This is a genomic window from Metabacillus arenae (genome assembly GCF_014773385.1).
GTDB classification, from domain to species: Bacteria; Bacillota; Bacilli; order Bacillales; family Bacillaceae; genus Metabacillus_D; species Metabacillus_D arenae.
Genome location: NZ_JACXAI010000039.1, coordinates 23,159 through 39,574, shown reverse-complemented (window position 1 = coordinate 39,574; position 16,416 = coordinate 23,159). Strand labels below are relative to the sequence as shown.

Annotated in this window: 17 protein-coding genes and 1 pseudogene; 15 read left to right on the top strand and 3 right to left on the bottom strand. The window is 37.0% G+C overall.

The window, feature by feature from the left end:
• Nucleotides 1–7 precede the first annotated feature (7 nt).
• On the top strand, nucleotides 8–463 hold the full coding sequence (locus IC621_RS22265) for a DUF2306 domain-containing protein (RefSeq protein ID WP_191161583.1): 456 nt from the start codon (nucleotides 8–10) through the stop codon (nucleotides 461–463).
• A gap of 340 nt (nucleotides 464–803) precedes the next feature.
• Entirely contained in the window at nucleotides 804–1,619 is an 816-nt protein-coding gene (gene speD, locus IC621_RS22260; RefSeq protein WP_191161581.1) for an adenosylmethionine decarboxylase, read from the top strand.
• Between the two features lie 194 nt (nucleotides 1,620–1,813).
• On the opposite strand, the gene IC621_RS22255 is transcribed toward speD, so the two are convergent.
• Entirely contained in the window at nucleotides 1,814–2,164 is a 351-nt protein-coding gene (locus tag IC621_RS22255) for a MerR family transcriptional regulator (RefSeq protein WP_224752734.1), read from the bottom strand.
• Between the two features lie 237 nt (nucleotides 2,165–2,401).
• Nucleotides 2,402–3,142: an SDR family oxidoreductase gene (locus tag IC621_RS22250; protein ID WP_191161580.1), complete on the bottom strand. Its 741-nt coding sequence runs from the start codon at nucleotides 3,140–3,142 to the stop codon at nucleotides 2,402–2,404.
• Nucleotides 3,143–3,383: 241 nt separating this feature from the next.
• Here IC621_RS22250 and IC621_RS22245 point away from each other — a divergent pair, with 241 nt between their 5' ends.
• On the top strand, nucleotides 3,384–4,667 hold the full coding sequence (locus IC621_RS22245; RefSeq protein WP_191161578.1) for a phytoene desaturase family protein: 1,284 nt from the start codon (nucleotides 3,384–3,386) through the stop codon (nucleotides 4,665–4,667).
• 16 nt (nucleotides 4,668–4,683) lie between these two features.
• The gene (locus IC621_RS22240) at nucleotides 4,684–5,571 is read left to right on the top strand and encodes an RNA polymerase sigma-70 factor (protein ID WP_191161576.1); all 888 of its coding nucleotides are present in this window, start codon (nucleotides 4,684–4,686) and stop codon (nucleotides 5,569–5,571) included.
• A 110-nt stretch (nucleotides 5,572–5,681) separates the two neighbouring features.
• On the opposite strand, the gene IC621_RS22235 is transcribed toward IC621_RS22240, so the two are convergent.
• Complete coding sequence (locus IC621_RS22235; RefSeq protein ID WP_191161574.1) at nucleotides 5,682–6,869, bottom strand: styrene monooxygenase/indole monooxygenase family protein; 1,188 nt, start codon at nucleotides 6,867–6,869, stop codon at nucleotides 5,682–5,684.
• Between the two features lie 428 nt (nucleotides 6,870–7,297).
• On the opposite strand from IC621_RS22235, the gene IC621_RS22230 reads away from it, so the two are divergent.
• From IC621_RS22230 to IC621_RS22185, 11 genes and pseudogenes are all read left to right on the top strand, one after another.
• Nucleotides 7,298–7,582 carry a DUF6509 family protein gene (locus tag IC621_RS22230; protein ID WP_191161572.1) on the top strand — a complete coding sequence of 95 codons (285 nt, stop codon included), beginning with the start codon at nucleotides 7,298–7,300 and terminating at the stop codon, nucleotides 7,580–7,582.
• A gap of 21 nt (nucleotides 7,583–7,603) precedes the next feature.
• The gene (locus tag IC621_RS22225) at nucleotides 7,604–9,049 is read left to right on the top strand and encodes a DEAD/DEAH box helicase (RefSeq protein ID WP_191161570.1); all 1,446 of its coding nucleotides are present in this window, start codon (nucleotides 7,604–7,606) and stop codon (nucleotides 9,047–9,049) included.
• Between the two features lie 157 nt (nucleotides 9,050–9,206).
• Nucleotides 9,207–9,347, top strand: a pseudogene (locus tag IC621_RS26665) (aspartate racemase); the annotation flags it as partial.
• 200 nt (nucleotides 9,348–9,547) lie between these two features.
• On the top strand, nucleotides 9,548–10,594 hold the full coding sequence (locus IC621_RS22220; RefSeq protein WP_191161567.1) for a hypothetical protein: 1,047 nt from the start codon (nucleotides 9,548–9,550) through the stop codon (nucleotides 10,592–10,594).
• Entirely contained in the window at nucleotides 10,594–10,752 is a 159-nt protein-coding gene (locus IC621_RS22215; protein ID WP_191161565.1) for a hypothetical protein, read from the top strand. Before IC621_RS22220 ends, IC621_RS22215 begins: the two co-directional genes overlap by 1 nt.
• Before the next feature lie 386 nt (nucleotides 10,753–11,138).
• Nucleotides 11,139–12,065 (top strand): GntR family transcriptional regulator YhfZ, encoded by a 927-nt coding sequence (yhfZ, locus tag IC621_RS22210; RefSeq protein WP_224752733.1) that lies wholly within the window; start codon nucleotides 11,139–11,141, stop codon nucleotides 12,063–12,065.
• A gap of 53 nt (nucleotides 12,066–12,118) precedes the next feature.
• Nucleotides 12,119–12,490, top strand: coding sequence for a PRD domain-containing protein (locus IC621_RS22205; protein WP_191161563.1), 372 nt, complete (start codon nucleotides 12,119–12,121; stop codon nucleotides 12,488–12,490).
• The gene (locus IC621_RS22200) at nucleotides 12,487–12,846 is read left to right on the top strand and encodes a DUF2620 domain-containing protein (protein ID WP_191161561.1); all 360 of its coding nucleotides are present in this window, start codon (nucleotides 12,487–12,489) and stop codon (nucleotides 12,844–12,846) included. Before IC621_RS22205 ends, IC621_RS22200 begins: the two co-directional genes overlap by 4 nt.
• 210 nt (nucleotides 12,847–13,056) lie before the next feature.
• Nucleotides 13,057–14,355, top strand: a complete 1,299-nt coding sequence (locus IC621_RS22195) for a YhfT family protein (RefSeq protein WP_191161559.1) — start codon at nucleotides 13,057–13,059, stop codon at nucleotides 14,353–14,355.
• Nucleotides 14,356–14,370: 15 nt separating this feature from the next.
• Nucleotides 14,371–15,291 (top strand): phosphotriesterase family protein, encoded by a 921-nt coding sequence (locus IC621_RS22190; RefSeq protein ID WP_191161557.1) that lies wholly within the window; start codon nucleotides 14,371–14,373, stop codon nucleotides 15,289–15,291.
• A gap of 6 nt (nucleotides 15,292–15,297) precedes the next feature.
• Nucleotides 15,298–16,413 (top strand): aminotransferase class V-fold PLP-dependent enzyme, encoded by a 1,116-nt coding sequence (locus IC621_RS22185; protein WP_318153108.1) that lies wholly within the window; start codon nucleotides 15,298–15,300, stop codon nucleotides 16,411–16,413.
• Nucleotides 16,414–16,416 lie beyond the last annotated feature (3 nt).

The window sequence follows — 16,416 nt, the reverse complement described above, 5'->3', positions numbered from 1 at the left end:
GGCTGCTGTGGATATTTTTCAAATTTTTCTTGTTATTCATATTATTGCGGGTACGGTTTGCTTGGTTACTGGAGCGTTTGCTTCGGTAGTTAGAAAAAGATATGGAAAGCATACGATTACTGGAGAAATTTATCACGGTGGGTATGTGGTTATCTTTTTAACTTCGGCGGCAATGGCAATAATCCATTGGTCAGAAAGTGCATTCCTTTTTTATATAGCCATTTTTTCTTACGGTTTAGCTCTTTGGGGTTACTTAGCGAGAAAATTACGATGGAAAAATTGGTTGGGTATGCATATTAGTGGCATGTTAGGTTCTTATATTGGTATCATAACAGCTATACTTGTTGTTAATGGTTCACAAATCCCATTTATAAGCGAGATGCCTATTCTTTTATTATGGTTTTTACCAACTATCATCGGGTCACCTATTATTGCAATTGTTAGCCAAAGATATAAAAAATAATTGTTTAGTTTTACAAGCTTTTTTAAAAACTTGAGATCAGAATCAACAGTTAGATAAATGAAATGATGTAAATCCCATGTATTCAAAAACACTCTTGCTTGGTTGCAAGCATACTTTCATTTAATTCACACCACGATTAAAATACATGATAATGAAATTCCTTTTTTGATGAAGGATTTGGAACAACCGATAAGGAATTAGTTTATAGCCTATACTATACTAGACATATTTATACTGCTATATCATCTGCAGGAGTGTCTGCAATCAAAATGGGTATTATATTAATATTTAAGTCTTTCCTATATCAACGGTTCATTAGCAGAGAAAGGAGTAGAAAATCTTGAAACTGACATCAGAGCAGCGTATCCAGTTACATGAATTCAACAACCTTACGAAATCGCTAAGTTTTAATATGTATGACATATGTTATACGAAAACAAGACAGGAAAGAGAAGACTATATCGAATATATCGATGAACAGTACAATGCTGATCGGTTAAAAAAAATTCTAACTACTGTTACAGAGATTATCGGAGCACATGTTTTGAATATTGCCCAGCAGGATTATGTTCCACAAGGAGCTAGTGCAACCATTCTCGTATCTGAAGGTCCGGTAGTTGAGGTTCCTAATGAATCCTATGAAGAATCTCCCGGCCCTCTGCCAGATTCAGTTGTTATGCAATTAGACAAGAGTCATATAACCGTTCATACATACCCTGAATATCATCCAAATGAAGGGATAAGTACGTTCCGTGCAGATATCGATGTGTCCACCTGTGGTGAAATTTCTCCGCTAAAAGCATTGAACTATCTAATACACTCCTTTGACACAGACATTATGACAATGGATTACCGTGTCCGCGGCTTTACCAGGGATATAAACGGAAAAAAATTATTCATTGATCATGATATCAACTCTATTCAAAATTACATTCCTGATAATGTAAAGGATGCCTATGACATGATTGATGTCAATGTCTATCCGCAAAATATCTTTCATACTAAATGCAAATTGAGAGAATTCGACCTCAACAATTATCTGTTCGGGTATACAAAGGACAAGCTGTCTTCCGAAGATAGGAATGAAATCACTAAAAAATTGAAGATGGAAATGGATGAAATTTTTTATGGGAAGAATATTAAAAAGCAGGACTAGGATCGTATAAAAAAGCTCTGAGGCTAGTCCTTAGACTCCTAAGATAAGGCAAGTAACCTTTTGATGGATTGGTAAGAGACTTTGGGCCATTGCCTTTCGGAGATGGAGAGGTTTCTTCCATAAATGACTATTCATAATCATCATTCACAAATAGTGGTCAGAAATCAAGCAAGTCTCATTTTTCCAAAATCCATTTAGTTAGCAACAATATTATGGTACCAATTAATTTTTTGTTTTATCATTTCTTGATAGGACATCAGCTGATCTACTTGTGATTTTAAGTTTTCATTTTGCTTTTTAAGCATGTTGATACGCAGGTCAATTGTTTCGTCCCCCTGCATGGCAAGCCGCACAAATTCTTTTAAATCAGAAATGGACATGCCTGTTGCTCGGAGACAGCAGATAAATTTAAGCAATTCAATGTCTTTCGTTTCATAAATGCGGATGCCACTTTCATTACGGGTAACTACTGGAAGTATGCCTTCTTTTTCATAATAATCGCAAAGTGTGGATTGACAACCCAATTTGATCTGATACTTGCCCAATTGTATAGCTCATAATGATCCCTCCAGTACTTTATGATTCAGAAAAACCACAGTTTTTGGACCGATCGTTCACTTTGGTACCGTATTTAATTTATTAGTATTAATATTTTGATCAGTTATTAAATTTAATTTGTTCTTACTTTCTATATTCTCAAAAAATTCTTCATCATTCAATTTTCTATTTTTTAAACATGAAAGGCCCACCTCCAAACAGGTGAGCCAAAACATCTCTTATTATTAAATTTCTTGTTTAGTTGGTCTTACGATGATTTCATTAACTGCCGTATTATCCGGTTGAGATATCGCATAAAGGATTGAATCGGCAATGGCTTTTGCAGGTATTGCAAGCTTTACAACATCATCTAAACTTTTTCTAACTTCTTCAGTAGTAATCGTATTAAGCAATTCTGTTGCCACTGTTCCAGGCGATATATTTGTTGCGCGAATGTTATTCTCTGCTTCTTCTTGTCGCAAGCCTTCAGTAATGGCTCGTACAGCAAATTTTGTACCTGAATAGACAGCACTTGACTGAAAGACTATGTGTCCTGCAACAGAAGCAACGTTAATAATGTGTCCTTGTTTTCGTTCTCGCATATAGGGAAGAACTGCAGCAATCCCATAAAGCACACCTTTAATATTTACATCAATCATTTGCTCCCATTCAGTTATCTTTTTCTCGTGTAAATAAGAAAGGGGCATGATACCTGCATTGTTTATCAGAACATCGATTTGACCGAAGGTATCCAAGGTAAAACGCGCAAGCTCCTTTACCTCCTCTTGAGAAGAAACGTCAGTAACTTTAATTACGGATGTGCAGCCTTGTTTTTCTAGCCTTGATTTTAGAGCCGCCAATCGTTCCTCACGTCTTGCAGCAAGTACAACCTTAGCTCCATTATTAGCCAGAACCTCTGCAGCGGCTTCTCCAATTCCGCTTGAAGCTCCAGTTAAAATCACTACTTTTCCTTCAACATTTAACAACACAAACCATCCTTTCTAAGTTTAAGATCTCTTTTTAAATATAGAGTCTAGAGTGTTCTCTAGGTCAAGGAATATATCTAAAATTTTTTGTAAAATTTTTTATTTGAGATTAAAATATGTTCAGTATTTAAGAAAAAGAAAGTAAGTAAGAAATATCTTTAATGTAAAAGAAATCCTTTTCCTTTGTCACGCAATTCCGTCCTCATTCGTCTTGTTGGTAGAACAACAAGGAGGGATTTAAATGGAAAAAGTTGATGTCATTATTATTGGTGGCGGTCTTGCAGGATTAACAGCTTCAATCTATTTAGCTAGGGAAGGTAAAAAGGTTGCGATATTAGAAAAAGCGAATAGAATTGGCGGCCGCTCCATTACAACGAATAAGAATGGTGTGCTTATGAACCTTGGTGCACATGCCATTTATAAAGGCGGTGAAGCTATGTCGATTTTCGATGAGCTGGGAGTAACACTTGAAGGAGATATCCCTTCGACAAAAGCTCAAGCTATATGGAAAAATCAAGTTTATCCATTGCCAACTGATTTTCGTTCCATGTTTACAACATCATTGTTTTCTTGGGGAAATAAATTAAATATTTCTAGTTTAATGTTCCTACTCGGAAAGCTGGATTTAAATGCAATTCCAGCTATCAGTTTGAAAGAATGGGCTGAAAAAGAGATAAATGATCCAATGGTAAGGCACTTCTTCTATGCGTTTTGCAGAACTGTTTCGTATACGAATGCTCCAAAACTTCAGCTTGCAAAACCTGTATTAAAACAAATGAAAAGGGCTTTGAAAGACGGTGTTTTCTATGTGAATGGCGGTTGGGAAACCATCATTTCAAAGCTGAGAAAAGGAGCAGAAAACGCAGGAGTGGTATTGCTTCAGAATAAGAATGTTATTGAACTTGAGCATACTGGCCAATCCCAGTGTATAAGATGTGCAGACGGGGAAATATTTGATGTTCCCTATTCTGTCGCGGCAATCCCGCCTATTGAAGCTGTTAGACTCATTAAAGGGGCTGAAAATACTTCCATTCAAGCATGGAAGGACCAGTCCAAGCCAATTACTGCTGCGTGTCTTGATCTTGGCTTGAGAAAATTACCGAATCCAAATCATCAATTTGCACTGGGATTGGATCAACCTTTATTTTTCACTAATCAGTCAAGAGCAGCAAAGCTGAGTGAAGATGGCACACAGGTAGTTAGCTTAATAAAGTATCATGATCCCACCCTTGAGCCTAGTGATCCGCAAATTGATAAACGACAACTGGAACACACAATGGATCTTCTCCATCCCGGTTGGCAAGAGGAAGTAGTAGAGGAACAATACCTTCCTAGAATAACAGTCGTATACGATTTTCCTCATATAGGAAGATCTGTAAAGCCCGGCCCTGCAGTTCCGGAATATCAAGGGTTGTTTATAGCAGGAGATTGGGCAAGTCATGATGAATTATTAGCTGACGCGGCCGTTGCAAGCGGCAAACGGGCAGCACTTCAACTTTTGGAGTCATTTAAAGTCACCAATTGAAAGAGGGGTTAAATCGTTGGAAACTGAAGAGCTGTATCATGAATATAAACCTTTGCTTTTTTCTTTAGCCTACCGGATGCTGGGGAGTGTCATGGACGCAGAAGATATTGTTCATGATGCTTTTCTTTCATTTAATCATTTAGAAAATAAGGAGACGATTAAAAATCCAAAAGCATTTTTATGTAAAATCGTAACAAACCGAACGATTGATAAACTGCGTTCTGCAGCACATAAACGCAATGAATATGTTGGAACATGGCTGCCTGAACCACTCGTAGAAGAAAAGAATGATCCATCTCATTCTTATATTATGAAGGAATCTATTTCAATGGCATACCTTTTGCTTTTGCAGCAGTTGTCTGAAATTGAGCGGGCTGTTTTTATTTTGCGTGAAGTATTCCAATATGAATACGATGAAATTGCCGATATTGTCGATAAGAAAAGCACGAATTGCAGGCAAATTTTTCATCGAGCAAAAAAAAGTATGGGGGAAGAGCCTAAAACCTCTAAAACAGAACTTGCAAAGATGACGATTAAAGTAGAACAATTTATTAAAGCATTACAAAGAGCTGACATTAGTCAGATGTTAGAAACGTTAAGAGGTGATGCAGTCTTTAAATCAGACGGTGGAGGTAAAGTCAAAACAGCTATTAATCCGATTTACACAGCTGAACGCATTGTGCAGCTATTCATCAGTGTAATAAAAAAGCTGCCTGAGGGGGCATCATTTAAATATAAGGTTGTTAATGATAGACCGGGAATTGTTGTAAATATCAACGAGCTTGCCGCATATGTGGTTTCATTTGAATTTATTGATGATAAAATTTCAACCATTTTTATGATGGCTAATCCTGACAAGCTTGTTCATATAAACCGGACAGCTTCAGGCTCATTAGAATTATAGTTTAAAAAGAAGCTTACCTTACCATTTGATGGAGATAAGCTTCTTTTTGGTAGGTAAGCAGAACTTTTCAACTCTATGATCACCAAGATACCGTGAGCTTTTCTTAATTGTTATGAATTATTCTTAATTGTTGTTTTGAAAAATGCTTCATGGGCTTTCCTTGGGTCTGCAAACCATTCAGCAATACGATCTGCTTTTGCTTGATCGTGTGCTCCCTCTAACAACAATTGAACAACATGCTCAGGAAGCGGCTGTGTCATTGCATTCGTCCATTCAGTTACTTGTTTAACAAATGGTTTTGTCCGATTCCAATACGTTTTACCTAATTCACTATCCCATGGTAAATCTTTGTATTCCAAAAGGGTGCTGGCCAATTTCTCAACACAATAAGAGGAAAGGTTACAGCCTTGGCCGGTAATCGGGTCATTGAGAAAAACACTATCTCCACAAGCTAAAACCAGCTTATCGTCTAACATTCCATAAGACCTTCGAATAACAGGTGTGATGGCAATCTGAAGGTAGGCATTGTCATCACATAAAGCAAATTGGTCATTATTAATCCGATGATAAATATCCGGGAAATACTTTTGGGTTGTACCTTTCATCCGGTTTGTAAACTCACTTGGATCCTTTATGCCTTTAAATGCGTCTAATTCCTTTTCTGGAATTGCCATAATGAACAAAATCGTCACAGGGCCTTCTTCCGTCATTGCTGGTATTTCAAACATTTCTCCAAGTTCAGGGAGAACGGTTACATTTATACCGAGCGGGTGATTCGGTTTTATACCTAAAAAATACCCTGTAATACACTTTCGCTGAGGAAAATGAAAGGGGGACAAATCTCTTTCAATCGGAAATGGGAAAAGGGGGCCAGATTTCCCTGTGCAATCAATCACTAAATCATACTCTTCAATTAATGACTCGGTATTCTCTTTATCAACTCTTTCCATCCTGAAAGAAACACCTTGCTTGTCAAGATCTTCCATGGAATAGGAATAATATAAACGTTGATCAACAGACAATGCTGGTTCATTCAAGCTTCCCACAAATAGTTTTTGATTTCCAATTGTTATATGAACACTATTAAGAAGATGATCATCTTCCCATTTGGGCATAGAAAAGCGGTTTTCACGGGCTCTAGTAGAACCAAAGTGAACCTGGGTAGACATAATCCTTCCATTTCGAATCTCATCTTGCGAACGATGGTGAATAACGGTCACCTCAAAGTCATCTTTCAGAGCATAAGCAAGCTGAAGTCCTGCTGTGCCACTGCCGATAATACCAATCTGCTTCTTCAAAAATATCACTCCTTCAATCTACTAAAATTGGCTATTCTTTCAAAGAATATGTAACAATAAGTTTTTGTCAGAACTTAAACAATTTTCAGTTTAAATTCTCCATAGAATCTTGTAAATGCAACTTTGTATTTAATTTTGACTATAGAGATAATAATCCCATAATGATTTGCAAAATTCGTATTTATACTGCTAAATTTCCAGAAAAGAGTTTGACCTGCTGAAAAAATAAAGGATTATTATATGATGAATTACAAAGTATGCTAGAAGCATATGAATAGGATAATATATGAATGAATATCTCTTTCAATAAAACGGAAAAACACAAATTATATTCATTCGACTGTCCACACTAACGAGGGAAGTGTATAATATGTAAGGTGTTACTAGACCCTACCAATAATGTAATGATCGAAAGGACGTTTAATGAAATGTTGATTACTGGACATACAGTTGAAAAGCTTGAGGATCCGACTGGGATATTAACTGGCGAGCGCTATGAATATATACTTAAAATTGAGGTACCAGAGGAAGACGAATTGTTCTCTGAAAATGGATTATATTTAAAATCTATCTTTGTATTAGATGAAAATGGTTCGCGGATTGCTCAATATCAATTTTTTGAAGAAAAAACAGACAGGTATATTGATCTTTCACTAGAAGAAGATGAGGAAGCCTTAATCATTGATTATTGTAAACAGCATATAAAGAATTAAAACTATAAATGGGGTTCATAAATGGGTAGAAGCGGTTTTAAAGACTTTCATATAAGTAAAGACATACTAAGGGCGCTAGCTAGCTTAGAATATAAGAATCCGACAGAGGTACAACATGAAGTCATACCTTTAGCATTAAAAAAGAAGGATCTTATAGTGAAGTCACAAACTGGAAGTGGAAAGACAGCTTCCTTCGGCATTCCTATTTGTGAAATGGTAAAGTGGGAAGAGAATAAGGCCCAGGCGTTAATACTTACACCAACTCGTGAGCTCGCTGCGCAAGTGAAAGAGGATATTGAAAACATAGGAAGGTTTAAACGAATTAAAGCTGCCGCCATATATGGAAAGCAGCCTTTTGATAAACAAAAACTAGAATTAAAGCAAAAAACTCACATCGTTACAGGTACACCTGGACGAGTTCTAGACCATATGAAAAAGGAAACCCTTTCCTTAGACCGCTTGAAATATTTAATAATTGATGAAGCAGATGAAATGCTGAATATGGGATTCATCGACCAAGTGGAAGCGATTATAGAAAAACTCCCTAAAGATCGGGTGACCTTAGTTTTCTCCGCTACATTACCAAATGACATTGAAAACCTTTGCTGTAAATATATGAAAAACCCAATTAAAATTGATATTAAAGCTTCCGAAATTATGGCAAATAAAATTACTCATTCCTTGTTAAAAGTGAGTGAAGAAGAAAAGAATTCCTTGCTTAAAGATGTCTCTATACTAGAAAATCCAGATAGCTGTATGATTTTTTGCCGAACCCAGGAACGGGTTGATCTAGTTTTTAGGCAATTAAAACGTTTCGGTTATCCGTGTGATAAGATCCATGGGAGTATGAGACAAGAAGACCGATTTGCAGTAATGAATCATTTTAAAAGGGGAAAATTCCGCTATTTAGTCGCGACAGATGTTGCAGCAAGAGGAATTGACATTGAAAACATATCCCTTGTTATCAATTATGACATCCCATTAGAAAAAGAAAGCTATGTCCACCGTACAGGAAGGACTGGCCGAGCTGGGAAAACGGGAAAAGCCATAACATTTTTCACGCCACACGAAGAGAAGTACGTAGAAGAACTTGAGGAATATATAGGCTTTGAAATACCTTTAAAGAACGCCCCCTTAAAAGAGGAAGTTGCTAGAAGAAAACCCTCTTTTGAGGAAAAGATAAATGATCAGCCAACGATTAAAAAAGAAAAAGGTGCGCAATTAAATAAAGGCATCATGAAGCTTTATTTTAATGGCGGAAAGAAAAAGAAAATAAGAGCAGTAGACTTTGTGGGCACTATTGCCAAGATTAATGGTGTCTCAGCAGAGGATATCGGAATCATTTCAATTCAGGAAAATGTCTCATACGTTGACATCCTAAATGGCAAAGGCCCGATTGTATTGAGAGCGATGAAGAATACGACAATAAAGGGAAAGCTTTTAAAAGTACATGAGGCAAGGAAGTAGTCATTCTCCTTCGGCATTTTAAGCCCTGCTAAAAATTTATTATTGTTTAAGGTTTTTCAAATTAGGTTAACAACACCCACTTTTAAGTATAATTTGTTTAGCTGTTGACTCTGCAATATGTAAAAGAGGTTATTATAAAATGGTTATTAGAAATTGAATCGATGCCGGAGCAAAAGGAATTATATTAGGATGTACAGAAATTGGATTATTAATAAAACCGGAAGATTCCGAGGTTCCAGTGTCTGACACTCCATATATCCATGCGGTTGAAGCGGTAAATATGTCCTTAAAGGAATAGAGTTTTATATGGATTTGTATCAGAAGATTTTTCTTGTACAATCAAGTACGCTGAATCAGTTGTTCACAGATTATAAACGAATTGTGTAATGAAGCCAGCAAAAAAATAGCTGGCTTTTTGTATTTTTTCAGATCATGATTATGTATAATTAAAACGCTTGCTATAATGCAAGATAGAAGAACAAAGCAGGAGGTTTCGATTTGCGGGAAAGTGTATATAAAAGAGATGCGGCAATAGAAAACTTAGAAGCAGCATCCGAAAATTTAGATCCTTATATAAAAACGATTCGAGAAGCGGCACCTAAAACTAGTCATAATGAAAGTCATTATTTAAAGGATTTAAATCGGAAAAAATGGAAAAAAGGCTTTATCATTTTTAAAAGTTTTTTTCGTTTTAGGTCCATTCTCTATACGATTCCGGCTGGTTTTATTGGTTGGCTATTTACAATGGATATAGTGGTAGGGTTTTGTGTAGCGACATTCATTTTACTTTTCCTAATAATTTTATTAATAAACATTATTTTGAAGGAAAAAACCCTTCAGGACATGACAGATGAGAGGAAAAAAGACTATTTTCATTATTATGCTTATACAAATCATAGACGGGAATATGAAATTTTTTCTCCCTACTTAGTTGAAGGGAATCATTTTAGGTTTAAACACGCTTATGAGCTAATGAAAGAGCTGGATAAAGATATTAAGATGAAAAAAGAAATGATCTTGACTCTTGAAAAGAATTTGAAGAAAATAGCAATGGAATCCAACAATTTGCCTTTAATTGCTGAAAAAGAGTATGAATTTGTATCAGAGCTTTCTATTAAATTACTAGAAAAGATTGAAAGTAAGTTTTTGGGGAATCTATCTTATAAAACGATGGAATTTTATGGACATTATGCCATTTATCGATTACAAAAAGATGACCTAATTCTTGAACACTGTTCGAGAACCAATCCGAATTTGACTAAGAAGGTAAACATCGATGACGAAGCGCTAAAAAATAAGTCATATTTAAAGGTATTGAGTTCAAGCTATGCTTGGGAATCAGACCAAGCAACGATTTCATTTGCTGTTGAAGTTAATAATACTGTTTTTGTCTATACTCTTTTCATAGATAATCGTAATCAGATTGCATTGAACAAGAGTACAGAATCTGGTAAAATGAATATAGATAGATTTGCAGATGTCGTATTTACAGCCTTTAAATTGTTTGCGTTTCATGTAAATAAAAATCGAAAGGGCTGGTTGTGATGGGTCGGATCATTGTTGATATTAGCAGCAGAAAAAAGCGAACCGATTATAAAAAAGCAAACAGTGGTTTTGCACAAATAAGAAAAGAAAGACTAGAAAAAAATAAAAAAATGCTTTCTGAAATTGACCGGCAGATTAAAAAGGTTATGAATAAATAAAAGACAAGGATAGAATCAAATCAATCCTTGTTTTTTATTTTATACTTTTTTTCCATGTAAGCTAAATGTTGTTTTAAGGATTCAAGGTCATTAAAAAAACGCTCGTACATGGAGTTAAGGCTTTTCGTTTCCGATGCCAAGAATTTTCTCTCTTTATAGTTTGTTCTTTTTTTCCGTAAGTGGACAGGATAAATTTTCATCCTTTAGCTCCTTTTAATATTTATTTATGTATATATATGTCCTTAAATATCAATAAGTATGTTATTGTAAAAAATATTCTATCGTGAAAAAAATCCAAATATTCAAATAAATAACCTTGCCGTTGTTTCCATATTATGCTACTGTTGCAGTAATGAATATACAAATAATTGTACAAGAGTGATGTTATGGAAATTTTTGAGTCGCTGCTTTCAAAGAGAGGGCTGATCCTCCAAAAGATTGCAGAAGAACTATTATTTATTGAGATGAATGATCGTATTCCAAGTGTCGGGAAATTTTCAGAGAAATTCAACGTTGGAAGAGGAACTGTACAGACTGCCCTTAAATATTTAGAGAAATCAGGCTGTATAAAGCTTGAAGCACGAGGACACCTAGGGACCTTTCTCAGAATGAAAGAGATACCGCAATTATTTAAATATTGCGGTGCTGAAAGACTAACAGGAGTCATGCCCCTGCCATATTCAAAAAAATATGAAGGTCTTGCCTCCGGGCTAACGTCTGAATTTGAAAAAAACCACCTAAACTTAAGTATCGCATTCATGAGGGGAGCAAAGCTAAGATTAGAGGAAGTGAGTAAAGGAAGGTACGATTTTGCCCTGGTTTCTAAATTTTCTGCAGCAGAAGCCGTCAAACAGGATCCCCAATTGTCGATCGCCCTATCCTTTGGCAAGAACAGTTATGTTTCAAAGCATGCGATTTTCTTTTCTGACAAAGGAAAAAATGAAATTAATAATGGTATGAAAGTAGGAATTGACAATTTTTCTACCGACCAGAAAATATTACTCAATGCGGAGGTTAACAAAAAAGAAGTTGAGTTTGTTGAACTGAATTATATGCATCTTCTGCAGCATTTAAGAGCGAAAACGATTGATGCGACGATATGGAACATTGATGAAGTCGATTGTGAAATGTATCATACAAGGCCATTAACCTCTGAAATTGCCAAAAAGGAAGAAGCGAAGATAGGAGAAGCTGTTTGTGTGATCAGGAAAGAAAACATAAAAACCGAATTTATTCTGCAGCATTTAGTATTAAATGAAATTACAAAAATACAAGCGCTAGTTGAAAAAGGGGTATTTATACCAAAATACTAGCAAGCCATTCTTATTTTTTCAAAATACAAAATACTGTATATTGAGGTGGTTTGATGAACCAATTACAAGAAAAGCTGGAAATATTGAAATCCTCTGATTGCATTACAGAAAATGCCCATTTTATTTGTCAAAAAACAATGGAAGAATTTTACGCAGAAGCTGACGCCCGAGGTTATTCAACGCTTATCACCCACTTAGCAATGGCTGTTACGAGAATAGAACGAAAAAAACCTCTAGACAGACCGCCTGCGGTCATTATGAAGGAAATATACAATTCTCCTAATCTAGAAGAAGCCCGCCGAAGAGTGATTTGGATTGAATCACAACTAAATCAACCCATCCCTATGGAAGAAAAAGAATTTTTATTTATGCATTTCGTTGCAGTTCTGACAACATGTAATGATAAAAGGAGGAAAGAAAAATGAGAATTGTAGTAGGCGGCCAAGTAGAGAAACCAGAGATTGAGAGATTGATAAAGGAATATGGAGAAAATAAAGCAGAGGTGGTTGTGAAATCCGATTTAGAAGCAGCGATGCTGATAAAGTCCGGCGGGGCTGACTACTACTTCGGTGCTTGTTATACTGGCGGCGGAGGGGCTTTGGCTATGGCCATCGCTTTACTTGGCAAATCCCAGTGTGCAACCATCTCAATGCCCGGCAAACCTCCTGTTAAAGGAAAGGTACATACAGCAATTGAACAAGGAGCAAAAGCTTTCGGATTTACAGGCGACCATAAAGAACAGGCGGTTTCGATTCTAATGGATGCCTTAATAAAAAAATAAAGATGTTTTACTTAATTTGCTACTAAATGAAACAAGGACAATCATATCGAAAATGAGAGTTTCTCTTGAGGTGAGAGGTTAGGAGTATGGCTGGAAGCAATCAGTGATTCACCGCTTGTTTTTATTTAAAACTTTTTATCTATTTATAGCAAGAAACTCTTAGAAAAAATCTAATAATAATTAGCTTCATAACGGGGATGGGTGAATGAAATGGTAGAAGTAATATTAATGGCTTGCATCGGGGCTTTGGCAGCTGTTATGGCAAACTTGGGGATTGCTGTTTTTAATGATGGCTTACGGCCTATCATTCCGGAAAATCTAGAAGGACGAATGAGCAGAAAGGAGCTTGGGATAACCGCATTTGCAATGAGCTTTGGGCTTGTCATTGGGTTTGGAATTCCAATTTCGATCGCCGGAAGCATTATTTTGATTCACAGTATTTTACTTGGTACAGACATCATAGGCCTTGCTTTGAATAGAGGAAAAATCAATGCTGTCATCGCGGGAGTTGCAGGAGCTTTATATGGAGCTGGCATTTATTTCGGTCTTCAAGCAGTCGTAGATGCATTCGCACTGCTTCCGCTTAACTTTGTTGAAGGGTTTAATAAAGTAGGGGAGCCGGTTGTTGTCTCATTTATGGTATTTCCTGCGATCGCTGTTGCCTTACAATTTGGGATTAAAAAAGGGATTGTCACATTTCTTGTGGCAGCGATTGCGCGCCAACTTATTGTCTTTGCAAACACCGAAAAATTAATCAGAATGAATGGAACTGAAGTTATTTTAAGCCCTGAGGGTATAGCATTGATTGTTGGGATGATCTTTTTAATAACCTTTGCAGTTCGGGAAAAATCAGATGAACAAAACTTATCTCAGCTTGCCGCCTTGTTTACAGAACGTGTGGCTAAAATCAAGAAATACGTTTGGGTCCTTATGATTAGCGGCGGCCTTGTCGCAGCCGCAACCAACCAGTTATTAATTGCTGGAGACCCTATTTCTCTGAATCTGCTGGCAGAAGGTAAAATTTCAGAGGGTGGTATTGCTTCTCTTGCAAAAGCCATCGGGTTTGTTCCATTAATTGCGAGTACGGCAATTGCAACAGGAGTTTATGGTCCTGTTGGATTCACCTTTGTATTTGGTGCAGGAATATTTACTCCACATCCAATTATTGCTGCTATTTTAGGAGCTGCTATTATTTTTGCTGAAGTCATGCTGTTAACACAATTGGCAAAGCTTTTGGATAAATACCCTGGAATTCGTGCCTCAGGTGAAAATATACGAACTGCGATGACAAGGATACTTGAGGTGGCTTTGCTGATTGGCGGTGCCAATGCGGCGAATGCGATTGTACCAGGTTTAGGATTTTTTGCCATCGCAGGTTTTTACCTATTAAACGAAGCGGCCGGACGTCCGATTGTACGAATGGCTATTGGACCAGTAGGGGCGATAGCAGTTGGTATAATTGGGAATATTTTGGTGCTCTTTGGACTCTATACTCCCCCTTCAGCATAAGGAGATGAGCTAAGAATGTATATTCAAACCGTGCTAGGGAGAATTCAACCAGAAGAAATGGGTGTTTGCGCTTGTCATGAGCACCTTTATGTAGACCTAAGCAGAATAAAAAACAACGACGATACGTGTCTTCAAGATGTTGAATTAGTAATGAAAGACTTATCAGAATTTAAAAAATATGGCGGAAAAGCCATCGTTGAGGTAACAAATGATGGAATGGGCCGAGATGCTACAAAGCTAGCTGAGATTAGCATGAAAATGGACCTCCAAATCATAGCAAGCACCGGCTGTTATAAAGACCCATTTATCCCAGAGGACAAAAAACAATGGAATCGTGATTTGTTTGCTGAGTGGATCGTGGAAGAGATTGAGTATGGAATAGGAGAAACAAGGATTAAACCAGGAGTTATCGGGGAGATAGGAAGCAGTCATAACGAATTTAAACCAATTGAAATGGAGCTTTTTTTTGGTGCGATTGAGGCAGCCAAGCTAACAATGCTTCCGCTATCGACTCATACTACATTAGGCTCGTGTGCGCTTGAACAGGTAGAACTGTTTCAAAAAGAAAATCTGCCGCTTGATCACGTGGTGATTGGTCATCAAGATTTAAATACAAATGACAAGATTGTAATCGAAGTTTTAAAAAGCGGAGCATTTGTGGCAATGGATACGATTGGAAAAGAAAATTACCGATCTGATCAAGACAGGCTTCAATCATTGATCACTTTTATTGAGTCCGGCTATGAGGAGCAGATTTTACTCTCCAGTGATTTGACGAGGAAATCTCATTTGCGTGCAAATGGCGGACAAGGGTATGATATTGTGCTCCGCTCATTTATCCCTGCACTTAAAGAACGTGGGATTAGTGAAAAAATCATTAAAAAGCTACTGGTGAAAAATCCTCAAAAAGCCTTTAGCATTCGCAAGGAAGGATGATCAAGCGTGGCATTAAGATATGCAGAATCTATTCTAGTCAATCGAACAATAGAGGAAGCGAAAGAATTACAGTTCCGGCTTATGGATGAAATAACTAAAGAATTTACGAACAATTCTTTTTTCGAAACAGGAGATTTGGGGCTTCATCCCGCTTATAACCGGCCAAAAACAACAGCATCTGCTGAAAGGGTATTAGCCAATCTTTTTCACTCTGAAGCTTGTGCACTAGTTCGAGGAAGCGGCACGGCAGCCATTCGTATTACATTAAGTATGGTTGTAGAACCAGGAGATTTTGTTATTGTTCACAAAGCGCCGATGTATAAAACGACACAAGAAACGTTTAGGATGATGGGCTTAAAGCAGATAGCTGTGAATTACAACGAAAAAGGAGCTTTGCAGAAAGCACTTGAGTCCGACAATACCTCAAAAGTATTTTATATTCAGCATGCCAGGCAAAAGCCGACAGATATATATGACCTGAAGGAGACTATTGCTTTTGTGAAAAAGAAAAGACCAGATTTGTTTATTGTCGTTGATGATAATTATTGTGCTATGAAAATGAAAGGGATCGGTGTCGAGTATGGAGCACATCTATCAACCTTTTCAGGCTTTAAATTAATGGGTCCAGAAGGAATCGGCGTGATTCTTGGGCCAGAAACAATTATAAATAAAATTCATGAAAGCAATTATTCGGGCGGAGGTCAGGTCCAGGGCCAAGAGGCTCACGCATTATTGCGGGGCATGACAGCCGCACCGGTAATGCTTGCGGTCCAAAACGAACAGGTGGAACAATTATGCCGCTATTTGAATGAAAACAAAACATCCTTTGTTAAAGAGGCTTACATGACAAACTCTCAATCTAAAAATGTCATTATAGAATTGAATGAACCAATTGCTCAGGTGGTGATTGAAAAGGCTGCTAAATATGGTGCTGCAACCTACCCGGTCGGCGCAGAATCAAAATATGAATTGGTTCCAATGATATACCGAGTTTCAGGAAGCTTTCTTGAAAGCCAGCCTCATTTAAAGGAATACGGACTAAGAGTAAATCCAATGAAATCGTCTGCTGCTACCGTCATAAGAATTTTAAACGCTGCAATAAATGAGATCGTAAGGGGATGAAAT

Coding starts and splice junctions, on each gene's coding strand:
- IC621_RS22200 (WP_191161561.1), top strand. CDS start 12,487: ATGAGAATTGTAGTAGGCGGCCAAGTAGAGAAACCAGAGATTGAGAGA.
- IC621_RS22230 (WP_191161572.1), top strand. CDS start 7,298: ATGTTGATTACTGGACATACAGTTGAAAAGCTTGAGGATCCGACTGGG.
- IC621_RS22205 (WP_191161563.1), top strand. CDS start 12,119: ATGAACCAATTACAAGAAAAGCTGGAAATATTGAAATCCTCTGATTGC.
- yhfZ (WP_224752733.1), top strand. CDS start 11,139: ATGGAAATTTTTGAGTCGCTGCTTTCAAAGAGAGGGCTGATCCTCCAA.
- IC621_RS22245 (WP_191161578.1), top strand. CDS start 3,384: ATGGAAAAAGTTGATGTCATTATTATTGGTGGCGGTCTTGCAGGATTA.
- IC621_RS22195 (WP_191161559.1), top strand. CDS start 13,057: ATGGTAGAAGTAATATTAATGGCTTGCATCGGGGCTTTGGCAGCTGTT.
- IC621_RS22190 (WP_191161557.1), top strand. CDS start 14,371: ATGTATATTCAAACCGTGCTAGGGAGAATTCAACCAGAAGAAATGGGT.
- IC621_RS22215 (WP_191161565.1), top strand. CDS start 10,594: ATGGGTCGGATCATTGTTGATATTAGCAGCAGAAAAAAGCGAACCGAT.
- IC621_RS22225 (WP_191161570.1), top strand. CDS start 7,604: ATGGGTAGAAGCGGTTTTAAAGACTTTCATATAAGTAAAGACATACTA.